The 21827-nt window shown below is 48.7% G+C and carries 16 protein-coding genes and 1 other RNA gene; 15 read left to right on the top strand and 2 right to left on the bottom strand.

Annotation, left to right across the window (positions count from 1 at the left end; all coding sequences use genetic code 11):
* Window positions 1-15: 15 nt before the first annotated feature.
* The 11 genes from bamA (at window position 16) to TW77_RS04910 (ending at window position 13372) form a co-directional block, all read left to right on the top strand.
* Complete coding sequence (gene bamA / locus TW77_RS04960; protein ID WP_046003866.1) at window positions 16-2487, top strand: outer membrane protein assembly factor BamA; 2472 nt, start codon at window positions 16-18, stop codon at window positions 2485-2487.
* Window positions 2488-2497: 10 nt separating this feature from the next.
* The gene (locus tag TW77_RS04955; RefSeq protein ID WP_046003865.1) at window positions 2498-3016 is read left to right on the top strand and encodes an OmpH family outer membrane protein; all 519 of its coding nucleotides are present in this window, start codon (window positions 2498-2500) and stop codon (window positions 3014-3016) included.
* Window positions 3016-4056 (top strand): UDP-3-O-(3-hydroxymyristoyl)glucosamine N-acyltransferase, encoded by a 1041-nt coding sequence (gene lpxD / locus TW77_RS04950; RefSeq protein WP_046003864.1) that lies wholly within the window; start codon window positions 3016-3018, stop codon window positions 4054-4056. Before TW77_RS04955 ends, lpxD begins: the two co-directional genes overlap by 1 nt.
* 11 nt (window positions 4057-4067) lie before the next feature.
* On the top strand, window positions 4068-4520 hold the full coding sequence (gene fabZ / locus TW77_RS04945; protein ID WP_046003863.1) for a 3-hydroxyacyl-ACP dehydratase FabZ: 453 nt from the start codon (window positions 4068-4070) through the stop codon (window positions 4518-4520).
* 2 nt (window positions 4521-4522) lie between these two features.
* Complete coding sequence (gene lpxA / locus TW77_RS04940; protein WP_046003862.1) at window positions 4523-5293, top strand: acyl-ACP--UDP-N-acetylglucosamine O-acyltransferase; 771 nt, start codon at window positions 4523-4525, stop codon at window positions 5291-5293.
* 101 nt (window positions 5294-5394) lie between these two features.
* Entirely contained in the window at window positions 5395-6549 is a 1155-nt protein-coding gene (gene lpxB, locus TW77_RS04935; protein ID WP_428838738.1) for a lipid-A-disaccharide synthase, read from the top strand.
* Window positions 6539-7132: a ribonuclease HII gene (gene rnhB, locus TW77_RS04930; protein ID WP_046003861.1), complete on the top strand. Its 594-nt coding sequence runs from the start codon at window positions 6539-6541 to the stop codon at window positions 7130-7132. The genes lpxB and rnhB overlap by 11 nt, the downstream gene beginning before the upstream one ends.
* Window positions 7133-7134: 2 nt before the next feature.
* Window positions 7135-10626: a DNA polymerase III subunit alpha gene (dnaE, locus tag TW77_RS04925; protein WP_046003860.1), complete on the top strand. Its 3492-nt coding sequence runs from the start codon at window positions 7135-7137 to the stop codon at window positions 10624-10626.
* 16 nt (window positions 10627-10642) lie between these two features.
* Window positions 10643-11599: an acetyl-CoA carboxylase carboxyl transferase subunit alpha gene (accA, locus tag TW77_RS04920; RefSeq protein WP_046003859.1), complete on the top strand. Its 957-nt coding sequence runs from the start codon at window positions 10643-10645 to the stop codon at window positions 11597-11599.
* A 101-nt stretch (window positions 11600-11700) separates the two neighbouring features.
* Entirely contained in the window at window positions 11701-13056 is a 1356-nt protein-coding gene (gene tilS, locus TW77_RS04915) for a tRNA lysidine(34) synthetase TilS (RefSeq protein WP_046003858.1), read from the top strand.
* Window positions 13031-13372 (top strand): hypothetical protein, encoded by a 342-nt coding sequence (locus TW77_RS04910; RefSeq protein WP_046003857.1) that lies wholly within the window; start codon window positions 13031-13033, stop codon window positions 13370-13372. Before tilS ends, TW77_RS04910 begins: the two co-directional genes overlap by 26 nt.
* 47 nt (window positions 13373-13419) lie before the next feature.
* Here the strand turns inward: TW77_RS04910 and TW77_RS04905 are convergent, their stop codons facing one another.
* The gene (locus TW77_RS04905; RefSeq protein WP_046003856.1) at window positions 13420-14316 is read right to left on the bottom strand and encodes a GGDEF domain-containing protein; all 897 of its coding nucleotides are present in this window, start codon (window positions 14314-14316) and stop codon (window positions 13420-13422) included.
* Between the two features lie 206 nt (window positions 14317-14522).
* On the opposite strand from TW77_RS04905, the gene TW77_RS04900 reads away from it, so the two are divergent.
* Window positions 14523-16523 (top strand): cation:proton antiporter, encoded by a 2001-nt coding sequence (locus TW77_RS04900; RefSeq protein ID WP_046003959.1) that lies wholly within the window; start codon window positions 14523-14525, stop codon window positions 16521-16523.
* Between the two features lie 13 nt (window positions 16524-16536).
* On the opposite strand, the gene TW77_RS04895 is transcribed toward TW77_RS04900, so the two are convergent.
* Window positions 16537-17682: a patatin-like phospholipase family protein gene (locus tag TW77_RS04895; protein WP_046003855.1), complete on the bottom strand. Its 1146-nt coding sequence runs from the start codon at window positions 17680-17682 to the stop codon at window positions 16537-16539.
* Between the two features lie 440 nt (window positions 17683-18122).
* Here TW77_RS04895 and TW77_RS04890 point away from each other — a divergent pair, with 440 nt between their 5' ends.
* From TW77_RS04890 to TW77_RS04885, 3 genes are all read left to right on the top strand, one after another.
* On the top strand, window positions 18123-19022 hold the full coding sequence (locus TW77_RS04890; RefSeq protein WP_046003854.1) for a DUF3014 domain-containing protein: 900 nt from the start codon (window positions 18123-18125) through the stop codon (window positions 19020-19022).
* Window positions 19023-19179: 157 nt separating this feature from the next.
* Window positions 19180-19276: signal recognition particle sRNA small type (gene ffs, locus TW77_RS24575), an RNA gene on the top strand.
* A 469-nt stretch (window positions 19277-19745) separates the two neighbouring features.
* A complete protein-coding gene (locus TW77_RS04885; RefSeq protein WP_046003853.1) occupies window positions 19746-21335 on the top strand; it encodes a hypothetical protein in 1590 nt (529 codons plus the stop codon).
* Window positions 21336-21827 lie beyond the last annotated feature (492 nt).

Raw genomic sequence — 21827 nt, 5'->3', positions numbered from 1 at the left:
GATAAAGATAATAAAATGCCTATAAAAAAACATTTAGCTGTAACGAGTTTACTGGGCGCGAGCTTTGCTGCTCTGGGGCAAAACTCCTTTATCGTAGAAGATTTGAAAGTTGAAGGCCTGCAGCGCGTTGCGCTGGGCGCGGCGTTAACACATATTCCTATCAACGTGGGTGATCAAGTTGATGACTACACGGTGTCAAAGACAATTAAGGCGCTGTTTGCGTCTGGTCACTTCGACGATATCGCTGCATACCGTGATGGCAATCAGGTTATATTCAAAGTTAAAGAGCGTCCGACCATTGCCTCAATCGAATTTGATGGTAACAAAGACATCAAAGATGAGCAGTTACAGGAAAGCTTAGATCAGCAAAATATCCGTACTGGTGAAACGCTCGACAGAACGGTTATTGACAGTGTCGAAAAAGGCCTGATCGAGTTCTTTCATAGTATCGGTAAATACAATGCCAAAATTGAGATGAGCATTGTTGAGTTACCGCGTAACCGGGTTCGCTTAAAGCTGGACTTTAAAGAGGGTGATGCGGCATCGGTCAGGCAAATTAACCTGGTTGGTAACGAGCTATTCTCCGATGAAGAATTATTGAAGCTGGTTGAGTCGCAACAAGACTTACCCTGGTGGAAGTTCCTGTCGAGCGACCGATATCAGAAGCAAACCATTGAGGGCGATCTGGAAAAGATACGCAGTTACTATCTTGACCGTGGCTACCTGCGTTTCAACATAGATTCAACTCAGGTGTCGGTGAGCCCGGAGCGTGAGTCTGTCTATGTTACTGCCAACCTGACAGAAGGCGAGCAGTACATGGTGAAAGACTTCGAATTCATTGGCGACCTGCTTGGTCGTGAAGAACTGATCCGCAGCGTGGTGCCACTGAAGAGCGGTGAGCTATACAATGGCTCAATCGTAACGGCCACCGAAGAATTCATCAAAAGCTACCTGGCACGTTTTGGTTATGCCAATGCAGAGGTGCGCACCGTGCCTGACATTGATGACGAAAACAAAGAGGTAAAACTCACCCTGGCAGTTGACCCGGGCAAGCGTGTTTACGTGCGCCGTATTGCGGTTAATGGTAACCAGGTGACTGCCGATCACGTAGTGCGTCGTGAAATGACGCAGCTCGAAGGTGCCTGGTTGTCTAACCAGAGCCTGGAGCGCTCTAAACTCCAGATCCAGCGTCTGCCGTATATGGAAACCGTTGATTTTGAAGTGAAGCCTATTCCTGGCGTTGACGACCAGGTTGATGTTGACTTCAAGGTGAAAGAGCAGCCTGCGGGAAGTTTCCAGGCCGGTGTGGCCTATGGTTCATACGGCGGCTTGCAATTTAACGTGGGGGTCAGTGAGTCTAACTTCCTGGGGACCGGTAATCAGCTGGCGTTTAACATTAACACGGGTCGCGGCTCGAAGCGCTACACGGTATCTTATACCAACCCGTATTTCACGCCAGATGGTGTGTCACAGGGTAGCAGTATCTTCTACAGCGACTTTGACGGCAGCAAGCTGGGCCTGATCGATTACGACCAGACCAACTATGGTATTGGCACCAATTTCGGTTTCCCAATTGATGCGGTTAACCGCATTAACTTTGGTGTACGCTGGATTGAAGAAGAGCTGGATCGTATCCCGGATTACGAGCAATCTCGGGTGATGCGACTGGCGTTTACCGATCCGGATAACCCGGATGCAGGGTTCGACTTCACCAAGTATGAGCTGAGCGTAGGCTGGTCACGGATCACGGTTAACCGTGGTATGTTCCCGACAGACGGTTCTCGTCAGAGCGCGACTTTCAGAGTGACAACGCCAAACTCAGATCTGAACTTCTTCAAAGTAAACTACGATTCACGCTTCTACTGGCCTGTGAGTAACGATCATCGCTGGGTGTTCTCAGCTCGTGCGGGACTTGCTTATGGTAATGGCTACGGCGAAATCAATGGCTTTGAACAAACCTTGCCATTCCAGGAGTTCTATCGTATTACCGAAATGGAATTGCGTGGCTTTGACCGTAATACCATTTTGCCACGCGCATTGCAGCGTTCACCTGCTTCAATCGGCGGCACGCCGCTGCCGGATGGTACAATACCAGGTTCGATTGGTGGTGATCCGCAGTTTGATAACCTGATCCAGGGTGGTCGTATCGGTGGTAACGCAAAAGCGCTGGCAGGTATTGAAATGATTGTTCCGACGCCATTCCTGGATGAGGAAAATACCAGTTCGGTACGTACCAGCTTCTTCGTTGATGCTGCGAACGTCTGGGATACCGAGTTCGATGCCGACCGCTATACGAACTTGTCACCAGATGTATATAAAACATTGTCAGACTACTCAGATCCAAGCCGGTTCAGAGTGTCTACTGGCTTATCTGTGCAATGGATCTCGCCAATGGGACCTATGCTGATCAGCTTTGCCTACCCACTGAAAAAAGAAGAGGATGATGAAACAGACTTCATCAGCTTTAACATAAGTAATACTTTCTAAGGAGCTAATTGTGAAAAAACTATTCAAAACTTCGGCCATGGCGCTGATGGCAACACTCATGATGGGGGCTTCTGCGTCTGCTTTTGCACACAAAGTTGGTCTGATCGACATGCAAAGCATTTACTCACAATTGCCACAAATGGCTAAAATTGAGCAAACGCTAAAGTCAGAGTTCGCAGAACGTCGTCAAGAATTAGAAAAACTACAAGGTGACATTCGTTTCGAAGCTGAAAAGTTTAAGCGTGAGAGCGCAACTATGAGCGAAGAGCAACAAACTGCATTGCGTAAGAAAATTCAGGGCATGCAGCAAGAACTGGCTGAAAAGGGTCGTCCTTTAGAGCAAGAAATCAAAACGCGTCAAAATCAGGAACTGGCAAAAGTACAGAAACTGATCGTTGATGCCATTGAAGAAGTTGCCAAAAAAGGAAAATACGACGAAGTTCGTGTAAAAGAAACGACAATTTACTTCAACCCTGATAAAGTTTCTGACCTGTCTGATAAAATTGTTGAAGTAGTCAGTAAAAAGTAATGACCAAACACTACACTTTGTCGCAGTTGGCTGATGCTGTGGGCGCCGATTTACAGGGCGATCCGGATCAGCCAATTGAGAAAATTGCCACCTTGCTTAATGCAGGTGGCCAGGACATCGCGTTCCTGGCAAACAAAAAATACCGCAGCCAGCTTGCCGCCACGCAAGCAGGGGCCGTGATACTGGCACCCTCTGAGGCTGAACACTTCCCGGGTAACAAGCTAATCTGTGACAACCCTTACGTCGCGTACGCCAAGCTTGCGCAATATATGGATACCACGCCTGATTCAGCGCAGGGAATTCATGAGCGTGCTTCGGTCCATGAGTCGGTGAAACTCGGTAATAATGTCAGCATTGGCGCGAATGCCGTGATAGAAGCAGGCGTAGAGCTTGGCGATGACGTGCAGATAGGTCCAGGTTGTTTCGTTGGTAAACATACCCGTATTGGCGCTAAAACTAAGCTCTGGGCCAACGTGACTATTTATCATGAAGTGGTCATCGGCGAGTCGTGTTTATTTCAGTCCGGCGCCGTGATCGGGAGCGATGGCTTTGGCTATGCAAACGAAGGCGGAGAATGGGTTAAAATTCCTCAGCTTGGTAGCGTCATTATTGGTAACCGCGTAGAAGTCGGGGCAAGCACGACGATAGATCGGGGTGCGCTGGATGACACGGTGATCCACGATAATGTGATTTTGGATAACCAAATTCAAATCGCACACAATGTTGAGATTGGTTACGGTACCGCCATTGCCGGGTGTAGCGTAATGGCCGGTAGTGTAAAAATCGGCAAATATTGCCAAATTGGCGGTATGGTGGCTGTCAACGGACATAATGAAGTGTGTGACGGAGTCGTCATTACAGGCATGAGCATGGTGACCAAAGGGATCTCCGAGCCGGGGATTTACTCATCAGGTATGCCACACACCACAAACAAAGAGTGGCGTAAAAACATTGCTCATCTGCGTAATCTTTCGGATTTTAAAGCGCGATTGAAAGCGCTGGAAAGCCTCACTGAACAGCTTAAACATACTGATAACTAAAGGATGTTATTTTGGCCAACGAATTAAATAGCTTTGATATTCAAGAAATCCTCAAGCTACTGCCACATCGTTACCCGATGCTGCTGGTAGATAAGGTCATTGACTATAAGCCTGGCGAATACTTACATGCAGTCAAAAATGTGACTGCCAACGAGCCTATTTTTACAGGCCACTTTCCTGATCAGCCTATTTTCCCAGGCGTGATGATTTTAGAAGCCATGGCTCAGGCGACTGGCCTGCTTGGCTTTAAGACCGTCGAGAATCGCGGTGATAATGAACTATACTTGTTTGCAGCGATAGATAATGCGCGCTTCAAGCAGCCGGTCGTGCCGGGCGATACTATGCATTTGCATGTTGAATTTGTGAAAGAGCGCCGCAATATCTGGAAATTTTCTGGTGTTGCAAAGGTCGACGGCAAGGTCGTGTGTAGCGCTGAACTAATGTGTGCAAGAAGAGAGTTTTAAGCGTGATCCATCCTACTGCAATTATTGAGTCAGGTGCTCAACTGGGCGAAAATGTATCAGTTGGTCCCTATAGCTATATCGGCAATGATGTTGTTATTGGAGACAACTGTAAAATAGAATCTCACGTCGTGATCAAAGGACCCAGCGTGATTGGTTCTGGTAACCATATTTTTCAGTTCGCATCAGTCGGCGAAGCCTGCCAAGATAAAAAGTACAAGGATGAACCAACCAAGCTGGTAATTGGTGACAACAATATTATCCGCGAATGCGCCACCATCCACCGTGGTACCATTCAGGATAAAGGCATCACTCAGATCGGCAGCAATAACTTGTTTATGGCGTACACCCATGTTGCGCACGATGCTGTCATCGGCAACAATGTGATTTTCGCTAACAATGCGAGTGTGGCAGGGCATGTACATGTCGGCGACTTTGTGATTTTAGCCGGTAATTCGGGTGTCCATCAGTTCTGTAAAATCGGTGCTCATGCCTTTGTTGGCATGTACAGCGGTGTGAATCAGGACGTACCGCCATTTGTAACAACCACTGGTACGCCTGCGCGACCTGCTGCGATAAACACAGAAGGGTTAAAGCGCCGTGGTTATGAATCGGATGAGATCATGGCCATTCGTCGAGCTTATAAGACTTTGTTCCGTAAAGGTCTGAAGCTGGATGAAGCGCTGGAAGTCATGCGCGAAGATGCCGCAAAGTTTGCCGGTGTTCAGGACATGATTGACTTTATTGCGACCTCAGAAAGAGGACTGGTACGTTAATTTTTGATAACGGCCGATAACCTTTCTACATCGCATATCTGTATCTGATATACTAACGCCATACAGCCTGTATGGCGTTTTTTTATTCTAAAATGAATCACATGGCCAACGAAAAAGAAATTACGATAGGGATTGTTGCCGGCGAGCTGTCTGGCGACATCTTAGGTGCAGGACTTATCCATGCACTGCGCGAACATTATCCTAATGCCCGATTTATCGGTATTGCCGGTCCGAAGATGCTGGCGGCCGGATGCGAAACCTTATTCGATATGGAAGAGCTGGCTGTGATGGGCCTGGTGGAAGTATTAGGAAGGCTGCCACGCCTACTGAAGATCCGCAAACAACTGGTCGAGCATTTTATCGCGCATAAACCGGATATTTATATCGGTATTGATGCGCCCGACTTCAACCTGCGCGTAGAAAAACCACTTAAAGCGGCCGGTATTAAAACCGTTCAGTATGTCAGTCCGTCAGTCTGGGCCTGGCGACAAAAACGCATTTTTAAAATCGCGGAAGCCACCAACCTGGTGTTATCCCTGCTGCCATTCGAAAAAGCTTTTTACGATAAACACGAAGTGCCGTGCACCTTTGTCGGTCATACACTGGCGGATGAAATCCCGCTCGATGTGGATGTGTCAGCCGCGCGCGCGCAATTGGGCCTGAAAGACTCAGATACTGTGCTGGCTCTGTTGCCAGGCAGTCGCGGCTCTGAAGTAAGCCAGCTTAGTGAAACCTATTTACTGACGGCCAAAGCACTGGCCGATAAGATCCCCAACCTGAAAATTCTTGTGCCTCTGGTGAACGAAAAGCGCAAAGCGCAATTTCAGGCTATTCAGGCCCAGGTTGCCCCAGAGCTGAGAACCATTTTACTCGATGGCCAGTCCTCGCTGGCGATGACGGCGGCAACTGCCGTTTTGCTCGCCTCGGGCACAGCAACACTGGAGGCCATGCTGTATAAAAAGCCAATGGTGGTCGGTTATAAGCTCAAGCCTCTCAGTTATTGGATTTTTAATACCTTTTTTACCTTCAACATTAAGCACTTTTCTTTGCCAAATCTGTTGGCAGATGAAGCCCTGGTTGAAGAGTTTTTACAACAGGATTGTAACCCCGATGCACTCACAGATGCATTGCTACCTTTGCTGAAAGGAGACAACTCAGCGCTTATCCAACGTTTTTATGATATTCACCAGAATATTCGCCGTGACGCCAGCAAACAGGCGGCACAGGCTGTAGTGGAGTTAATAGATGCAAATTGAACGTCCTGATGTGCAGTATATTGCAGGCGTAGATGAAGTAGGCCGTGGCCCTTTAGTGGGTGACGTGGTCACAGCGGCGGTGATCCTGGATCCGGCCAACCCGATAGAAGGGCTGACGGATTCCAAAAAACTTACCGAGAAAAAGCGCTTACTGCTGGCTGAAGAGATCAAACAAAAAGCACTGTGCTACCACGTGGCACGTGCTACGGTGAGCGAAATTGATGAGCTGAATATCCTGCATGCCACTATGCTGGCCATGACGCGCGCGGTAGAAGGCTTAGCAGTGAAAGCCGAGTTTGTATTTGTTGACGGCAATCGCTTGCCCGAACTGAGCGTGCCTGCTCAGGCGGTGGTTAAAGGCGACAGCCTGGTCGCTGAGATCAGTGCTGCCTCTATCCTGGCAAAAGTGACCCGCGATCAGGAAATGCTGGAGCTGGATAAGCAATATCCGCAATATGGTTTTGCGGGACACAAAGGCTACCCGACCAAAGCCCATTTTGCAGCGCTCAGCGAACACGGCGCAACCCCGCATCACAGAACCAGTTTCAAACCGGTACAGCGCATTCTGGCGGAGAAATCTTAGTTATGGCAGCCCCTGAGTTTGTTCATTTAAGAGTACACAGCGACTTTTCTATGGTCGACGGGCTGGCAAAAACCAAGCCCATCGTGGCGCGTGCCGCCGAGCTGGGCATGCCTGCCTTTGCCATCACAGATCAGATGAACTTATGTGGCCTGGTGCGCTTTTACGGCGCGGCCCACGGTGCGGGTATTAAACCGCTGGTCGGGGCCGATTTCTGGCTTAAGAGCGATCAGTTTCCGGACGAGCCCAGCCGCATTGTGGTGCTGGCCAAAAACAACGAAGGTTATAAAAACCTTACCTTATTGATCTCCGAGGCCTATTTACGGGGCCACGTATTTCATCGTCCCGCAATAGACAAAGCGTGGCTGGCTAAATACAAAGAAGGCCTGATCTTATTATCCGGTGCTAAAGACGGCGATGTGGGTAAAGCGCTTTTAAAGGGCAACCCGCAACTGATTGCCGACACGGTGGAATTCTACGAAACCCATTTTGCCGATCATTATTATCTTGAACTACACCGTACCGGCCGTGAGCAGGAAGAGGCATACCTGCATGCGGCGGTCGCGCTGGCAACTGAAAGAGGTTTGCCGGTTGTGGCAACTAACGAAGTGGTGTTCCTCCATGAACATGACTTCGAACCCCACGAAATTCGTGTGGCCATTCACGACGGTTACACGCTGGAAGATAAAAACCGTCCCAGACGTTTCTCCAAAGAGCAGTACCTGAAAACCCCTGAACAAATGCAGGAGTTATTCAGCGATATTCCGGAAGCGCTGCAAAACACGGTAGAGATTGCCAAGCGCTGTAACGTCACCGTTCAGCTGGGCACTTACTTCCTGCCAGATTATCCGACCGGCGATTTAAAAATCGAAGACTTCCTGGTGAAGGTATCCCGTGATGGTCTGGAAGAGCGTTTACAGTTCCTATTCCCGGACGATGCTGAGCGCGCAGAAAAACGCGGCCCGTATGATGAGCGTCTGCAAATTGAGCTCGACGTAATCAACCAGATGGGATTCCCTGGCTACTTCCTGATCGTAATGGAGTTCATCCAGTGGAGTAAGGATAACGATATTCCGGTCGGGCCGGGGCGGGGTTCCGGTGCGGGCTCACTGGTGGCGTATGCGTTAAAGATCACCGATCTGGATCCACTGGAATTTGACCTGCTATTCGAACGTTTCCTTAACCCGGAACGTGTCTCGATGCCCGACTTCGACGTCGACTTCTGTATGGACCGCCGGGATGAAGTAATCGACCACGTATCTAAGCTATATGGTCGTCAGGCGGTATCCCAGATCATCACCTTTGGTACCATGGCCGCCAAGGCGGTAATTCGCGACGTGGGTCGGGTGCTTGGTCACCCTTATGGCTTTGTCGATCGTATTTCTAAGCTCGTCCCGGGCGATCCGGGTATGACCCTGGCCAAAGCCTTTGAGGTTGAGCCGCGTCTGCCTGAAGTGTACGACGGCGACGAAGAAGTTCGAGAGCTGATAGACAAGTGTCGTATTCTTGAAGGCTGTACCCGTAACGCCGGTAAGCACGCCGGGGGCGTGGTTATCTCGCCGACCAGTATCACCGACTTTGCCGCGCTCTATTGCGACGAAGAAGGTAAGTTCCCGGTCACCCAGTTTGATAAAAACGACGTTGAAACGGCCGGTCTGGTTAAGTTCGACTTCCTGGGTCTGCGTACACTGACCATCTTGCAGTGGGCGCTCGATATGACCAACGAGCGACTGGCGCGTGATGGCATTGAGCCGGTCGATATCGCGGCTATTCCGTTAGATGATCCGGCCAGCTTCGAAGTGCTGCTCAGAGCTGAAACCACCGCCGTATTCCAGTTGGAATCGCGGGGGATGAAAGACCTGATCCGTCGTTTGAAGCCGGACTGCTTCGAAGATATGATCGCACTGGTTGCTTTGTTCCGTCCGGGTCCGCTGCAATCGGGCATGGTAGATAACTTTATCGACCGTAAGCATGGCCGAGAAGATATCTCTTACCCGGATGCGCAGTACCAGCACGACAGCCTGCAACCAATCCTGGAGCCGACCTACGGGATCATCCTATACCAGGAACAGGTAATGCAGATTGCCCAGGTTCTGGCGGGATACAGCCTAGGTGGCGCAGACTTGCTGCGTCGAGCCATGGGTAAGAAAAAACCCGAGGAAATGGCCAAGCAGCGTAGCACCTTCGAAGACGGTGCCAGAGACAACGGCGTTGACGGCGAACTGGCAATGAAGATCTTCGATCTGGTAGAGAAGTTCGCGGGTTATGGCTTTAACAAGTCACACTCTGCTGCTTATGCACTGGTATCGTATCAGACGCTGTGGATGAAAACCCATTATCCGGCTGAGTTTATGGCAGCGGTAATGTCGGCGGATATGGATAACACCGACAAAATCGTGACCCTGGTGGACGAATGCGAAAACATGAAGTTGACGCTGTTGCCACCGGACGTCAACGCGGGCGTATATAAGTTTGCGGTAAACCGCCAGGGCGAGATCGTCTATGGTATCGGCGCCATCAAAGGCGTGGGTGAAGGCCCGGTTGAAGCCATTCTGGAAGCCCGCGAGCAGGGCGGTCCGTTTAAAGACTTATTCGATTTTTGTGCCCGGGTTGACCTTAAACGCCTGAACCGCCGGGTGATTGAAAAGCTGATTTACGCAGGTGCGCTGGACCAGCTGGGTCCGGAAAAAACCCAGCCCGGGCGTGCTACCTTACTGGCCAGCCTGAAAGACGCCATGAAGTCTGCCGAGCAGCACCACAAGGCCGAGTCACTGGGGCAAAGTGATTTGTTTGGCTTGCTGGCCGTTGAGCCAGACGAAGTTGAGCAGGCCTTTGTTAAAGCAATCCCGCTGTCGGATGATGAATGGTTGCAGGGTGAAAAAGACACTCTGGGCTTATATCTGACCGGTCACCCGATAAATCAGTACAGAAAAGAGTTAAAAAATTATACTTCGGGTCGTCTAGTAGAATTACAGCCGACAAATCGCGATGTGCAATCGACGGCTGCCGGGTTGGTTATCAATGCAAGAGTGCTGGTCAACAAAAAAGGCAAACGCTGGGGTCTGATAACTTTAGATGACAAGAGCGCACGAATTGATGTACGCTTATTTCCTGAACAGTTCGAAATGTACCAAGATATGCTGCAAATGAACCAAATCTTGGTAATATCCGGACAGGTCAGCTTTGATAACTTCTCCGGCGGCATTACAATGACCGCCAGAGAAGTCTGTACCATATCTCAGGCCCGTGAAAAGCGGATCAGTGCGATAAAAATGACCTTGAATATGGTGCAAATTGACACGAACTTCATAGATAATCTGAAAAAAGTACTGGAACCGTACAAATTTGGTACGTGTCCGGTAAAAATCCAATATCAGCGCCCGGACGCGATAGCGGAAGTTACATTAGGTATGCAATGGTGTGTGACGCCCAGTGATGATCTCCTCAGACGATTATCCAAGATGGCGGCGCAGGAAATAGAACTAGAATTTAATTAAACAGGTAGTTTAGAGCATGAGCCTCAATTATCTTGAATTTGAGCTTCCAATTGCAGAATTAGAAGCAAAAATCAATGAATTACAAAACGTAAGCCGCTCTGGCAGTCTTGATCTCAGCCTTGAAGAAGAGATCAGCCGCCTCAAGGAAAAAAGCGTAGAACAAACGAAAAAGATCTTCGACAACCTCGGTGCCTGGCAGGTATCTCAGTTGGCGCGTCATCCGCTTCGTCCTTATACACGCGATTACATCGAGCGTATTTTCACTGAATTTGACGAGTTTGCGGGCGACCGCACATTCGCAAACGACCCGGCTATTTTGGGCGGTGTTGCACGACTAGACGACAAACCAGTCATGGTTATCGGCCAGCAAAAAGGCCGCGACACAGCCGAAAAAATCAAGCGCAACTTTGGTATGCCAAAGCCTGAAGGCTATCGTAAAGCCTTGCGTCTGATGGAAATGGCTGAGCGTTTTAAAATGCCAATCATCACTTTCATCGACACCCCGGGTGCTTATCCGGGCGTTGGCGCTGAAGAGCGTGGTCAGAGTGAAGCAATTGCTCGTAACCTTAAAGTGATGGCTGCACTGAAAGTGCCGACCATCTGTACCGTGATTGGTGAGGGTGGCTCTGGTGGTGCACTGGCCATTGGTGTGGGCGACCGCGTTAACATGCTTCAGTACAGCACCTACTCTGTTATCTCACCGGAAGGGTGTGCCTCTATCCTGTGGAAGAGTGCAGAAAAAGCCCCTCTGGCTGCAGAAGCCATGGGTGTATCAGCAGCACGAGTTAAAGAGCTGGATCTCATCAATACCATTATTGATGAGCCTATGGGTGGCGCACATCGTAACTACGACACGATGGCGAAAAACCTTAAAGCTCAGCTTAAGCGTGACTTGGGCGAACTGGAAGCACTGAGCACAGAAGAAATGCTGGAGCAACGTTACCAGCGTCTGATGTCATTTGGTTATTGCTAAGCCACTGTGACACTGCAACACCGAAAAAAGCCGCATTGCGGCTTTTTTTGTACCTGCGAAACCGGGATAATACGACCTAACTATCGACAACATCCGAGATTATGACTCAGACCCCGCTTTATAAACGTTTTGCTGCCAGCCTGGATAACTTACTGGCTGATGAGCGAGTGCACTCTAAATTGCAAGTGGTAACGCGTGGCCTTACTGTGGCGCTCTCAGGTGGGGTAGACTCTGTGGTGCTGCTGTACCTGTGCCATCATTATGTGCAGTGCAATTCTCGGCTGGCATTACAGGCAATTTATGTTGATCATGGTTTGTCGCCTAATTCACCAAAGTGGCAGGCGTTTTGTGAGGCACAATGTGAGGCGCTGGCCATCGACTTTACCCCGGTTTCGGTTAAGGTGGTGGCACAAAATCGTCAGAGCCTTGAAGCTCAGGCCCGTGCAGCACGTTACGAGGCACTGGACAAGCAGGCTTATCCGCATCATGCACTGGTGCTGGGGCAGCACGCGGACGATCAGGTTGAAACCTTTCTGCTGCGCCTCAAACGAGGCTCTGGTCTTAAAGGGCTGGGCGCCATGCAGGCACGCACCGAGTTGCCATCCGGGCGGGTATGTCTGAGGCCCTTGCTCACATCCCAGCGCGCAGACATAGAAGCGTTTGCCAAGACATTCGGCATATCACACATAGAAGATGAATCTAACCTCAGCGACCGCTTTGACCGCAATTTTTTGCGCAACCAGATATTGCCCTTGTTAAAATCCCGTTTTACGGGCTTTGTTCCCAGCGTTATGCGTACCATTGAGCTGTTACAGGGGCAGCAGGCATTGCTGGATGAAATCACCCGGGCCGATCTTATGCACTGCCTGGATGAGCAAAGCTTGTCTGTTACTCGCCTTGCAGAGTTTGCGCCATTACGCCAGCAAAACCTGGTGCGTGCCTGGCTGGCTGAGCGGGGCGTTCAGATGCCGTCGCAAAAACAGCTGGAACAGATCCTGACACAGGCGTTGAATGCCAAAGCGGACGCACAAATGGCTGTTACTTTACCTGCCGGGCAGGTTAGGCGCTTCAGAGACAACTTATACTGGGTCTGTGAGCAGGCACCCAGGCAGTCGTACAGCAATATCGCTCTGGCGCCTGTGATGCTGGATGACAGCACGACATTATCTGTTATTGAGGGGAAAGGGATCCGCCATCCAATGCCGGATGAACAGGTGTCGGTGCGCTTTAACTGCCTGAACGAAAAAGTTAAACCGCTTGGGCGTAGTGGCCGTAATACCCTCAAGCACTGGCTAAAAGATTATGGTGTCCCTACCTGGGAGCGCGGCCGTGTGCCGCTGATTTATTACAACGATGAATTAGTACAGGTAGTGGGGTTTTTCGTCAATGAGGCGTATGCATCGTCTCAGGGACTCAATTGGAAGTTAGAAGATGCAAGAAACACACAAGATCGGTGAATCGCTGGCAAATAAAGCTATCTGGGCAGTACTTGGCTGCGGTGCTTTGTTTTTTATTCTGGCGATGAATGGTGGCCTGAATATCGGCAATGTTGTGCTTAGCCTGAGTGTGGGCGGGCTGAGTGCGGCGCTGTTGCTGGCTTACTGGCACGGCAAGGGCGGGAGCTTTTTTATTTTTGGCCTGGGTGCACCTATGCTGGCCATTATTTTCAGCGAACTGCCAGACTTTTTGTCACTGGCATGGGTGATCAACAGCTTCTTCGCGGGTTTTGCACTGCTACTGTTGCTGTATAAGCTGGTTTTACTGCGTAAGTAAGGACCATATCGCGTTAGGGGACGCGATATGGTCAGACAGTTTGTCGTCTAGATTGTCCGGGCGCAGTCTCTGCCGGCGTCCTTAGCGCGATACAGCCCCTTATCCGCCCGCGAGAAAATTTCGTTCGGGCAATCCTGGCTGGTTGCCAGCGTAAAGCCAATGCTGGTGGTAACATCATGGCTCTTCATGATGGTACAGCATCTGACAGACGCCATGATGCGCTCCGCAATCACTTTATTGGTGGTAAAGGCTGGATCGTCAATCAGGATCGCAAACTCATCACCGCCAAAACGGAACACGGTGTCTGTTGCTCGCACGGATGACTCCAGAATACGCGCAAATTCAATTAATACGTTATCACCCATTTTGTGACCATACTGGTCGTTCACTTGCTTAAAGTTATCTAAATCCAGCAGCATCAGGCTAAAATTGCAGTGATGACGGCGGCTGCGTTCAAGCTTTTTGGCCAAAAACTCATTGAACTGGCTGCGATTAGATAAACCGGTCAGCGAATCTTTGGTGGCCAGCTTGAGTACCCGCTGATACATCAAGGCGTTTCTGAGTGGATACAACAAGCAGGTATGCAGCTGGATAAGCCTTGCCTGCAACGCCTCACTCAGGCGATATTTACTGAAATACACAATCTGACCCAGATGCTGGTTGTTTAACTCCAGATCAAACGTATAAGGGCTCAGCTGGTTGTTACTTTGCTGCATCTGAAACACGCCTTCACTGGAATGAAACTGCAATCCGGCAAGGTTTATAATGCGCTTAATATAGCCAGCAAAGATGTCGAGCAGTCCATTTACATCGAGCGTTGTTTGTAATTTTTCAGTCAGGCTCATTGGGTTTTCGGGGACGTGCGACATTTGCATTTGCGCGTTAAACGGCAAAAAATCCCCGCGCGTCGGTGCCCGCTGTGTCAAAATATGGACATTTTCCATCTAGTATTCCCCTAAAGTACAACATTCAGTCTGTTCTAAGCGAGTTTCATGCCAAAAATTTAAACTGGCTGAAAAACAGCTGCTTGCTATATTTAGTAGTGAATAAAAATTACTCACCAGTAATTTATTGACGCTTGGGAGGCGCTTTGCAGCAAAATTTTGCCGGGTTTTTAGGTGAGGATGTCACCAGTACGCTAGTTGCCGCCCTGGAGGGCCAATTTACCGGGTTGATAGCCTTGTTGCTCTGTGCCGTGGCGCTGGTGTGGTCGTTTAAGCGGGTTGGGTTGCCCCCCATATTGGCTTATTTATTAACCGGCCTGCTGGCGGGTAGCTATGGCTTTGGCTGGATCAATAATAGTCATGAGATCCAACTGATAGCTGAGCTGGGGATTGTGTTTTTACTGTTTAGCCTGGGGTTGGAGTTTTCGATCCCCAAACTGATGGCAATGCGTAGCGTGGTATTTGGGCTGGGCAGCTTACAGGTGCTGGTCACCACTGTTGTGCTGGCGGTGATCTTAAAGTATCTGGGATTTAACTGGATTGAAGCGCTGATCATTGCCAGCCTGATAGCCTTGTCTTCCACAGCCGTTGTAGTGAAAGAGCTCAAAGAGCGGGGCATATTGAATATTCGCCGTGGTCAGCTGGCAGTGGGGGTTTTGCTGTTCCAGGACATTGCCGTGGTCCCGCTGCTGATCACCATTCCTTTATTAAGCCAGTCTGATAACCAGGTATTAGTCGGCGCGCTTATTCTTGCGCTCGCCAAAGGTGCGTTTGTTTGTATGTTGTTGTGGGCCATTGGCAAGTGGGTGTTGCCGAAAGTCTTTAACGAAGTGGCGATGGCCCGCACCGATGAGTTATTTGTACTGACCACTCTGGTGGTGGCGCTGTGTGCCGGAGCGCTAACCTATGCGTTTGGTCTTTCCATGGCGCTGGGTGCATTTCTGGCCGGAATGATGCTCGGCGAAAGCCAGTTCAGGCACCAGCTCGAAGCTGAGATACGGCCCTTTCGCGATATTCTGATGGGGCTGTTCTTTGTGACCGTAGGCACACAGCTCGATGTGTCGTATGTGATCCAGTCATTTATCTATATTGTGCTGGTTCTGGCGCTGCTGATTGTGCTAAAGCTGGCCATTATTTTCCTGCTAGCCCAGCTGATGGGCGAGCGCCGTAAAGACGCCTTTGCAGCCGGTGTGTTGCTGTGGCAAATGGGCGAATTTGGCTTTGTATTGGTGGCGCTGGCCGGCAAACACCAGTTGCTCAGTGCCGAGGTGGCCTCGTTCCTGATAGCGCTGGGGGTGTTGTCTATGGCATTAACCCCGTATTTGATCAGCGAAACAGATCGGCTTATTAAGCTGTTTGGTATCGACAGCGAAGGGCGCCCAGAGCCTCACGAGCAGGGTTTTATAGACTCCAGCAAGGTTAAAAACCACGTGGTGATCTTTGGTTATGCGCGGGTGGGGCAGACCATTGCGCGGTTTTTGCGCCCGGAAGCCATTCCATATATTGCCGTAGAGCGTAACCCGGCCATAGTTCAGGAAGCGATAACCGCCGGAGAGCCCGTGGTATTTGGCGATCCAACTCAGCAGGAAGTGCTGAAATCCGCCAATGTCAGTGAAGCCCGCCTGGTAATTGTGTCGCTCAATGACTTCGACAAAGCCCAGGCCGTGATAGACGCGGTGAAGCGCTTTGCCCCTGAGGTAAAAATTTTGGTGCGAATGAAGGACGATACCCACCTGGAGGCACTCAAAGAACTCGGTGCCACAGAAGTTGTGCCAGAATCGCTGGAGGCCAGCCTGATGATGGTATCGCATGTGTTGTATATGTCTGGCGTGCCGATGCGCCGGATCCTCAAGCGGGTGAGCATTGAAAGGGAAAACCGCTATGAGTATTTACACGGCTTTTTTACCGGCGACAGCCAGGAAATGGAAGAATACGCGGGCGCAGACGGTGCCAGCTACAGCTCAGACAGGCTGGAGTATTTGCATGCCATAGCGCTGCCTGACGATGCCTTTGCGGTCGATAAGTCGATTGCCGAGCTGGACCTGTCACGTCATAAAGTGGTGGTAAAAGCACTGCGGCGCAATGGCGAAGAAATCTCTATGCCGGATGAAGAGATCACCTTATGTGCCAGCGATGTTTTGCTGCTTAAAGGCAAGCCGCGGCGAGTGGAGCGGGCCGAGCAATTCCTGCTAGACGGCCTGCCATAGCGAATGGTGTGGTTTAATCCAGCTCCAGAAAGGCGCGAATTTCGTCCAGCCGGGCAAGCCCATCCTGATAGCCATACTCTATCAACTCCCGGGTATAGGCTTTTTCGAACAACAAGTAACTGGTTAAACTCGATGGCGAGTGCCGTCTTACCCCGATAGAGCGCAGCAAGAGCTTAATGGCCATCGGCAACTCATCGTAATAATGTAAAGCCAGTTCATTGAAATTATGAGTGGGATTGACCACCAGAGTTTTAATGTGTTTCAGCTCTTTGTGTTTATCTCTGGCGGGTAGTAACCCGACCGTACGGTTTACCCGCTCCAGTCGTTCCAGATCAGATTGTAAGGTATCGCTGAACACGCTATCGAGCAGGTGACCTGCAACCACCGACATGCCGGGAAAGTGCGGCTCGTAGCCAAGCGGGGTTGGGATTTTTGGCTGCTCAACACCAATGACGAAAATCTTCTCGGCCCCCAGATGGATCGGCGGGCTCAGTGGCGACAATTGGTGGATTGAGCCATCACCGTAATAATGGTGCCTGACCCGCACACTGGGAAACACCATAGGAATGGCACTGGAGGCCATCAGGTGATCCAGGGTGATATGGTCGGGCACACCAATGCGCTTGGCACGTTGCCACGGGCGCGCGTCCTTTGCCTGATAAAACGCCACAGAGCGGCCGGTTGAGTAGCTGGATACGGTCACCGACAAGGCATCCAGATAGCCGCGCTGAATGTTACGGTCGATCCTCGAAAGGTCGAGCACCTCACGCAGCAGGTGGCGCAGTGGTGTGTTATCCAGCAAACTGGCTGGTGGCTGATTGATATATTCAGCCTGAAAACTGCGCATCATATTACCCAGAATGTGGCCAAATGCACCGACAAAGCCGCTCTCGTACACCATATCGGTATGAAAGTTTTTCCAGATTGATTCTATTTTACGGATCGCCAGATGCATATTCGAGGCATAACAAGCCAGGCCCGCGGAGTTGATGGCCCCCGCCGAGGTGCCGTTTATAATCCGAAAGGGCAGCGGGGCGGTTCTGGGCAGGCTGTGCGCCAGCGCTTTTAGCACGCCAACCTGGTAGGCAGCCCGGGCCCCACCACCGGTTAATAACAGTGCTGAACGAGGACATGAACGCGAACTGTGCTGCTGACTCATATGCTTCCTTAACCACGCAATTTACAAAGGTTGATTTGAGAAAAAAATTCAGGCCTTGAGAAGCCTAGTACACTTACTATAACGATTTGTTTAACTTAGTAAAACAGCAATACATCGCGATTCAGAAACAAATTCATTGACGATTCATATTGCGCCCATATGCTCACTAAGCAGTAATTGATATTGCACCTTGTCGCGGATGCGATATCTTTTAATGAATACTCACCAATATTGGATGCATTTGTGAGTATACGCGTTTAAAGAGACTAAAAATGCCATGGGTTGCAAACGCAAAGGTCGTCAAAGGGCCCAGCGATAAGCTATAATCTTTTGTATATTATAGATTATTTTTGTTGCCTGAGACGCGGCCAAGCGCCCAATCTGGCACTTTAATCACCGTAAGTGCAACTAATTCGTTTAGCAAATTTAATGGAGCTTCCATGTCAGAGCACAACTCAGCAGAATCAAGGAACAGCAAGCCGTCTAACAGCCACTTATTGCTTGCCGTAAGCGTGGTCGTGGCCCTCGTTATTGTGGCCATATTTGTGCTTTCAAATCGGGATAATGAGCAGGAAAACGCCAAGTTTAAACAAGACGTTGTGGTGCCGGAGAAAACGCCAGCGGAAGTGGTCAACACTGCACGCCCAGAGCTTGCTACTGAGGTTGAAGAGCCCACAGCGCCAGAACCAATTGTAGAGCCTGAGCCTGTAACGGAACCTGAGCCACTGCCACAGCGCGAGCCGGAACAACCAGTAGCTGCGCCGCTTCCGTCACTGGACAACAGCGACGTGGCCCTGAGCGAGCAAATTAGCAACTATCTGAACGACACGGCCATGGATCTGGTGGTCACTGACGACATGATCCGCCGCAGCGTGGTATTTGTCGACAACCTGGCACAAGGTAAAGTGGCTAAAAATCACTTCCCGGTTAGCAAACCTCAAGACAACTTTATGGTGATCGAAGACGACATCATCATTACCGACCCAAACAGCTACGAGCGTTACACACCATACGTGAACATGCTCAATGCGATGAGTACAGCTCAGCTGGTACGCACGTACGACAAGTTCAAGCCGTTAATTCGTGAAGCTTACGAAGAAATTGGCTACGACGGCGGCGAATTCGACCTGACCCTGCAAGAAGCCATTGGCGAGCTGCTGGAAACACCTATCCCGGAAACCAGCCTGCCGCTGCTGCAAGAATCTGTGACTTATAAGTACGCTTATGCAGAGTGGGAGCAACTGTCTGATGCGCAAAAGCTATTCCTGCGCATGGGCCCGGAAAACATGAAGAAAATGAAAAAGCGCCTGCAAGACCTAAAAGTCGCGCTGGCAAAGTAAGTTAAAAACCCAAGAAAAAACCAACCAAAACAGCAAAGCCCGTCTAATTGTATACTCACTAAGCAGTTAGCCGGGCTTTTTCACATTTATCCTTGCAACCCAGCGTGAAACTCGCGATAATTCATCCCGCGCCAAACAAGGCCCTCAATGGTAGTCTTATTGGTCCTCTCGCAACGATAGTTCGTGAACCTGGTCAGGTCCGGAAGGAAGCAGCCACAGCGAATGACTCGTGTGCCGGGATGTGGCTGGTAAGACTGCCACCCAAACTCCAAAGTTTGCGGTGTCAGATTTCACTCCAAAATCAAAAATCTTCTAAAGCTAAAAAATATTTTCCAGTCATTCTTTTAAATTACCTTATGTATTCTGTGCAGGTTTCGAACATTCAGAAAGCTCATCTTGCACAACTTATAAGAAGCCATTGAAAAAGAGTGGTTTTAATTTTTAAGTTGGTATGTGATTTTCAGTAAATTCAAGGAGTGACAGCCACCCAGCCATAGGGGTGCCATCCAAAGTTAAAACAAACCTCAGCGCTATTGGCCCCTCCTTTAGTGGGAATCAGAGGCCTGTAAATGTCTGAAAGAGAGAGCTGCAAAACTTTGCTTTCGACATTGTTGGTTGTCTTGTAATCAAGTGTAATTTTAAAATTTCCAATCTCTTCCTAATATCTCTGTCGATACAAGTTAGTTCCCAGTGCTTTCAGCCAAATAATTTAGAGGAAAAGTTATGAAAACAATGATCATTGCATTGAAGGATGAGTTACACGGACTATATGTTGACATTGAAGGTAATCGAAGCAAAGAGTTTGACCCATATCATCATGTTATTTTTCTTCATGAACTAGATGATGGATACGTTTTAGAATCTGAACTAACAGGTTGGAAAGCATGTTCAAAAAGCGGTTGGGTTGAACAGGATATCGATACAGCTAGTAAATTCACGATAAAGGAAGAAAATCGGAAAAAGTATATTTATGGAATAAAGGCGCTTCAATCAGAAAAAGCACCTAGCAATTCAGCGTTACCGCCGAGGTTAGTTGTTGAGTTTCGTGACGATCAAGATGGAAAAATTGATTTAGAACCTTTTGGCCCTAGTAAAACGTTTACAGCAGACGAGCTTGCACTGTTCGACATAGCCCTGGAGAAAGGAGGTGCCTTGCTTGAACCCTCTGAAGATGATGTGAAAAATTCACGATTACTAGGTGAACTATTAGCTCAGTATTCAGAGGAAGGTGAAGATGATGCACTTAAACAGTGGGCACCTTTTGTAACATCTGCCGGTTCACATTACTCTGTTATAAAGCATGGAGCTGCAAAGGTGTATATTTGGAAACAACCAAAGCCCAGCAAAAGTGCACAAGATTATTTCCAAGATTTGCCTTCCTACCGATACAATTATTATAAAGAAAATGGTGAGCCGATTGAGTCAGAGTTTGAAGAATTTTTAGTTATTTACAAGTCTGGTAAAAAATCGACTGTTCAAAAATATCTTGGTTTTGGTGCAAGAACTGCACTTGAATTAGGGCTTGCGACAGCTATTAAAAAGTTAATTTATGCTACTTGTCGTAAGATATTTAAGACTGAGGTAAAGGGTGCTATTACAAAATCATTTGCTCTATCCGTAGAAAAAAGTATGGGAACGAAAAAAACGTATGTTAAATTCTTTAGCAAAAGAGTAATAGCTAGAAGAGCGTTACTTTCGTGCCTAAGTGGTGCAGTTGCGATTACAGCAGCCTACTTAGCAATTGAAGTTTTGTGGGGATTAATCTTTGTTCCACAAAAGGCTACGATTAAAATATTTAATCGTAGCGAAAAACAAGATATCGATGTCACCGTCGGCTATTTAGATAATGTTGCAGATCGTTATTATGCATCAGAAAATGAAGAAAAAAATGGTGAAAGTTATATTGTTAGTAAGGTGAAAAAGACTGGGGATGAATTTGATGATCCAGATATCCCAGGTGTTGTCGATGGGTATGTTGTTTCCTATGGACAGGTTGAGATGGATAATGACAATACTTTCTTTGAAGGATTTGGAACGTTTTTTACTTTGCGTGCTCATAATGATAAGGGGACAGGGAGTTTTATCTCATACAATGAAGTATTAATACCCTATGGAGCAAGTAACAAAATGTCAATTTCTATAAATGAAAGAGAAGGGAAATCAGATAAAGAAATATATGAAAATCTACGTTCTGATGAGTACGCAGCACTATCAAGTGGTTTAATAAAAAGCGGTGATTTTAGAGTGGTGCAAACGTTTGACGCATTAACTGGTCACGATCATGTCTACTTATCTACGATAACAGTTAAGTAATTTTAGTATAGAGTGCACTAGTGTGATTGCCAGAGGTACTGACGGAATAAGTACCAAGGTATTTTGAGGTAATCACACTGCCAATTTTTTTGCGCTTTACCAATCTGAATATGAAAAGCACAACAAGTAAATCACGGGGCATTTCTAAAATGCAGGCTCGCTAGATTAAATATTTTGGCGTTGGAGGTCTGCTTATGGGAGGCTGTACATCGAATGAAGGTGAAGCTCCATTGAGGGTGGTTAGTACACTATGTTGAGAGCCCACTCTACCAACTGCAGAAGTGATCTCGATTACCAAGGGCTGACCCAATCTGCTTTTTTATCGTATTCTGGGATTAAGTTCGTATAAAGGAAAATATTCATCTAATGGCTTTGAAGCTAAGTTGCTATCTTAATTTTTGCCAGATTGCATATTTTTCCATAATATTACCGCTCCATTTGAACAGGCTCAGCCTCATATGGTCACAAGCCACGAGGGTGTTCATAATTCTG

This window comes from Pseudoalteromonas rubra, assembly GCF_000967655.1.
GTDB classification, from domain to species: Bacteria; Pseudomonadota; Gammaproteobacteria; order Enterobacterales; family Alteromonadaceae; genus Pseudoalteromonas; species Pseudoalteromonas rubra_A.
This window is presented reverse-complemented; position numbering and strand designations above follow the sequence as displayed.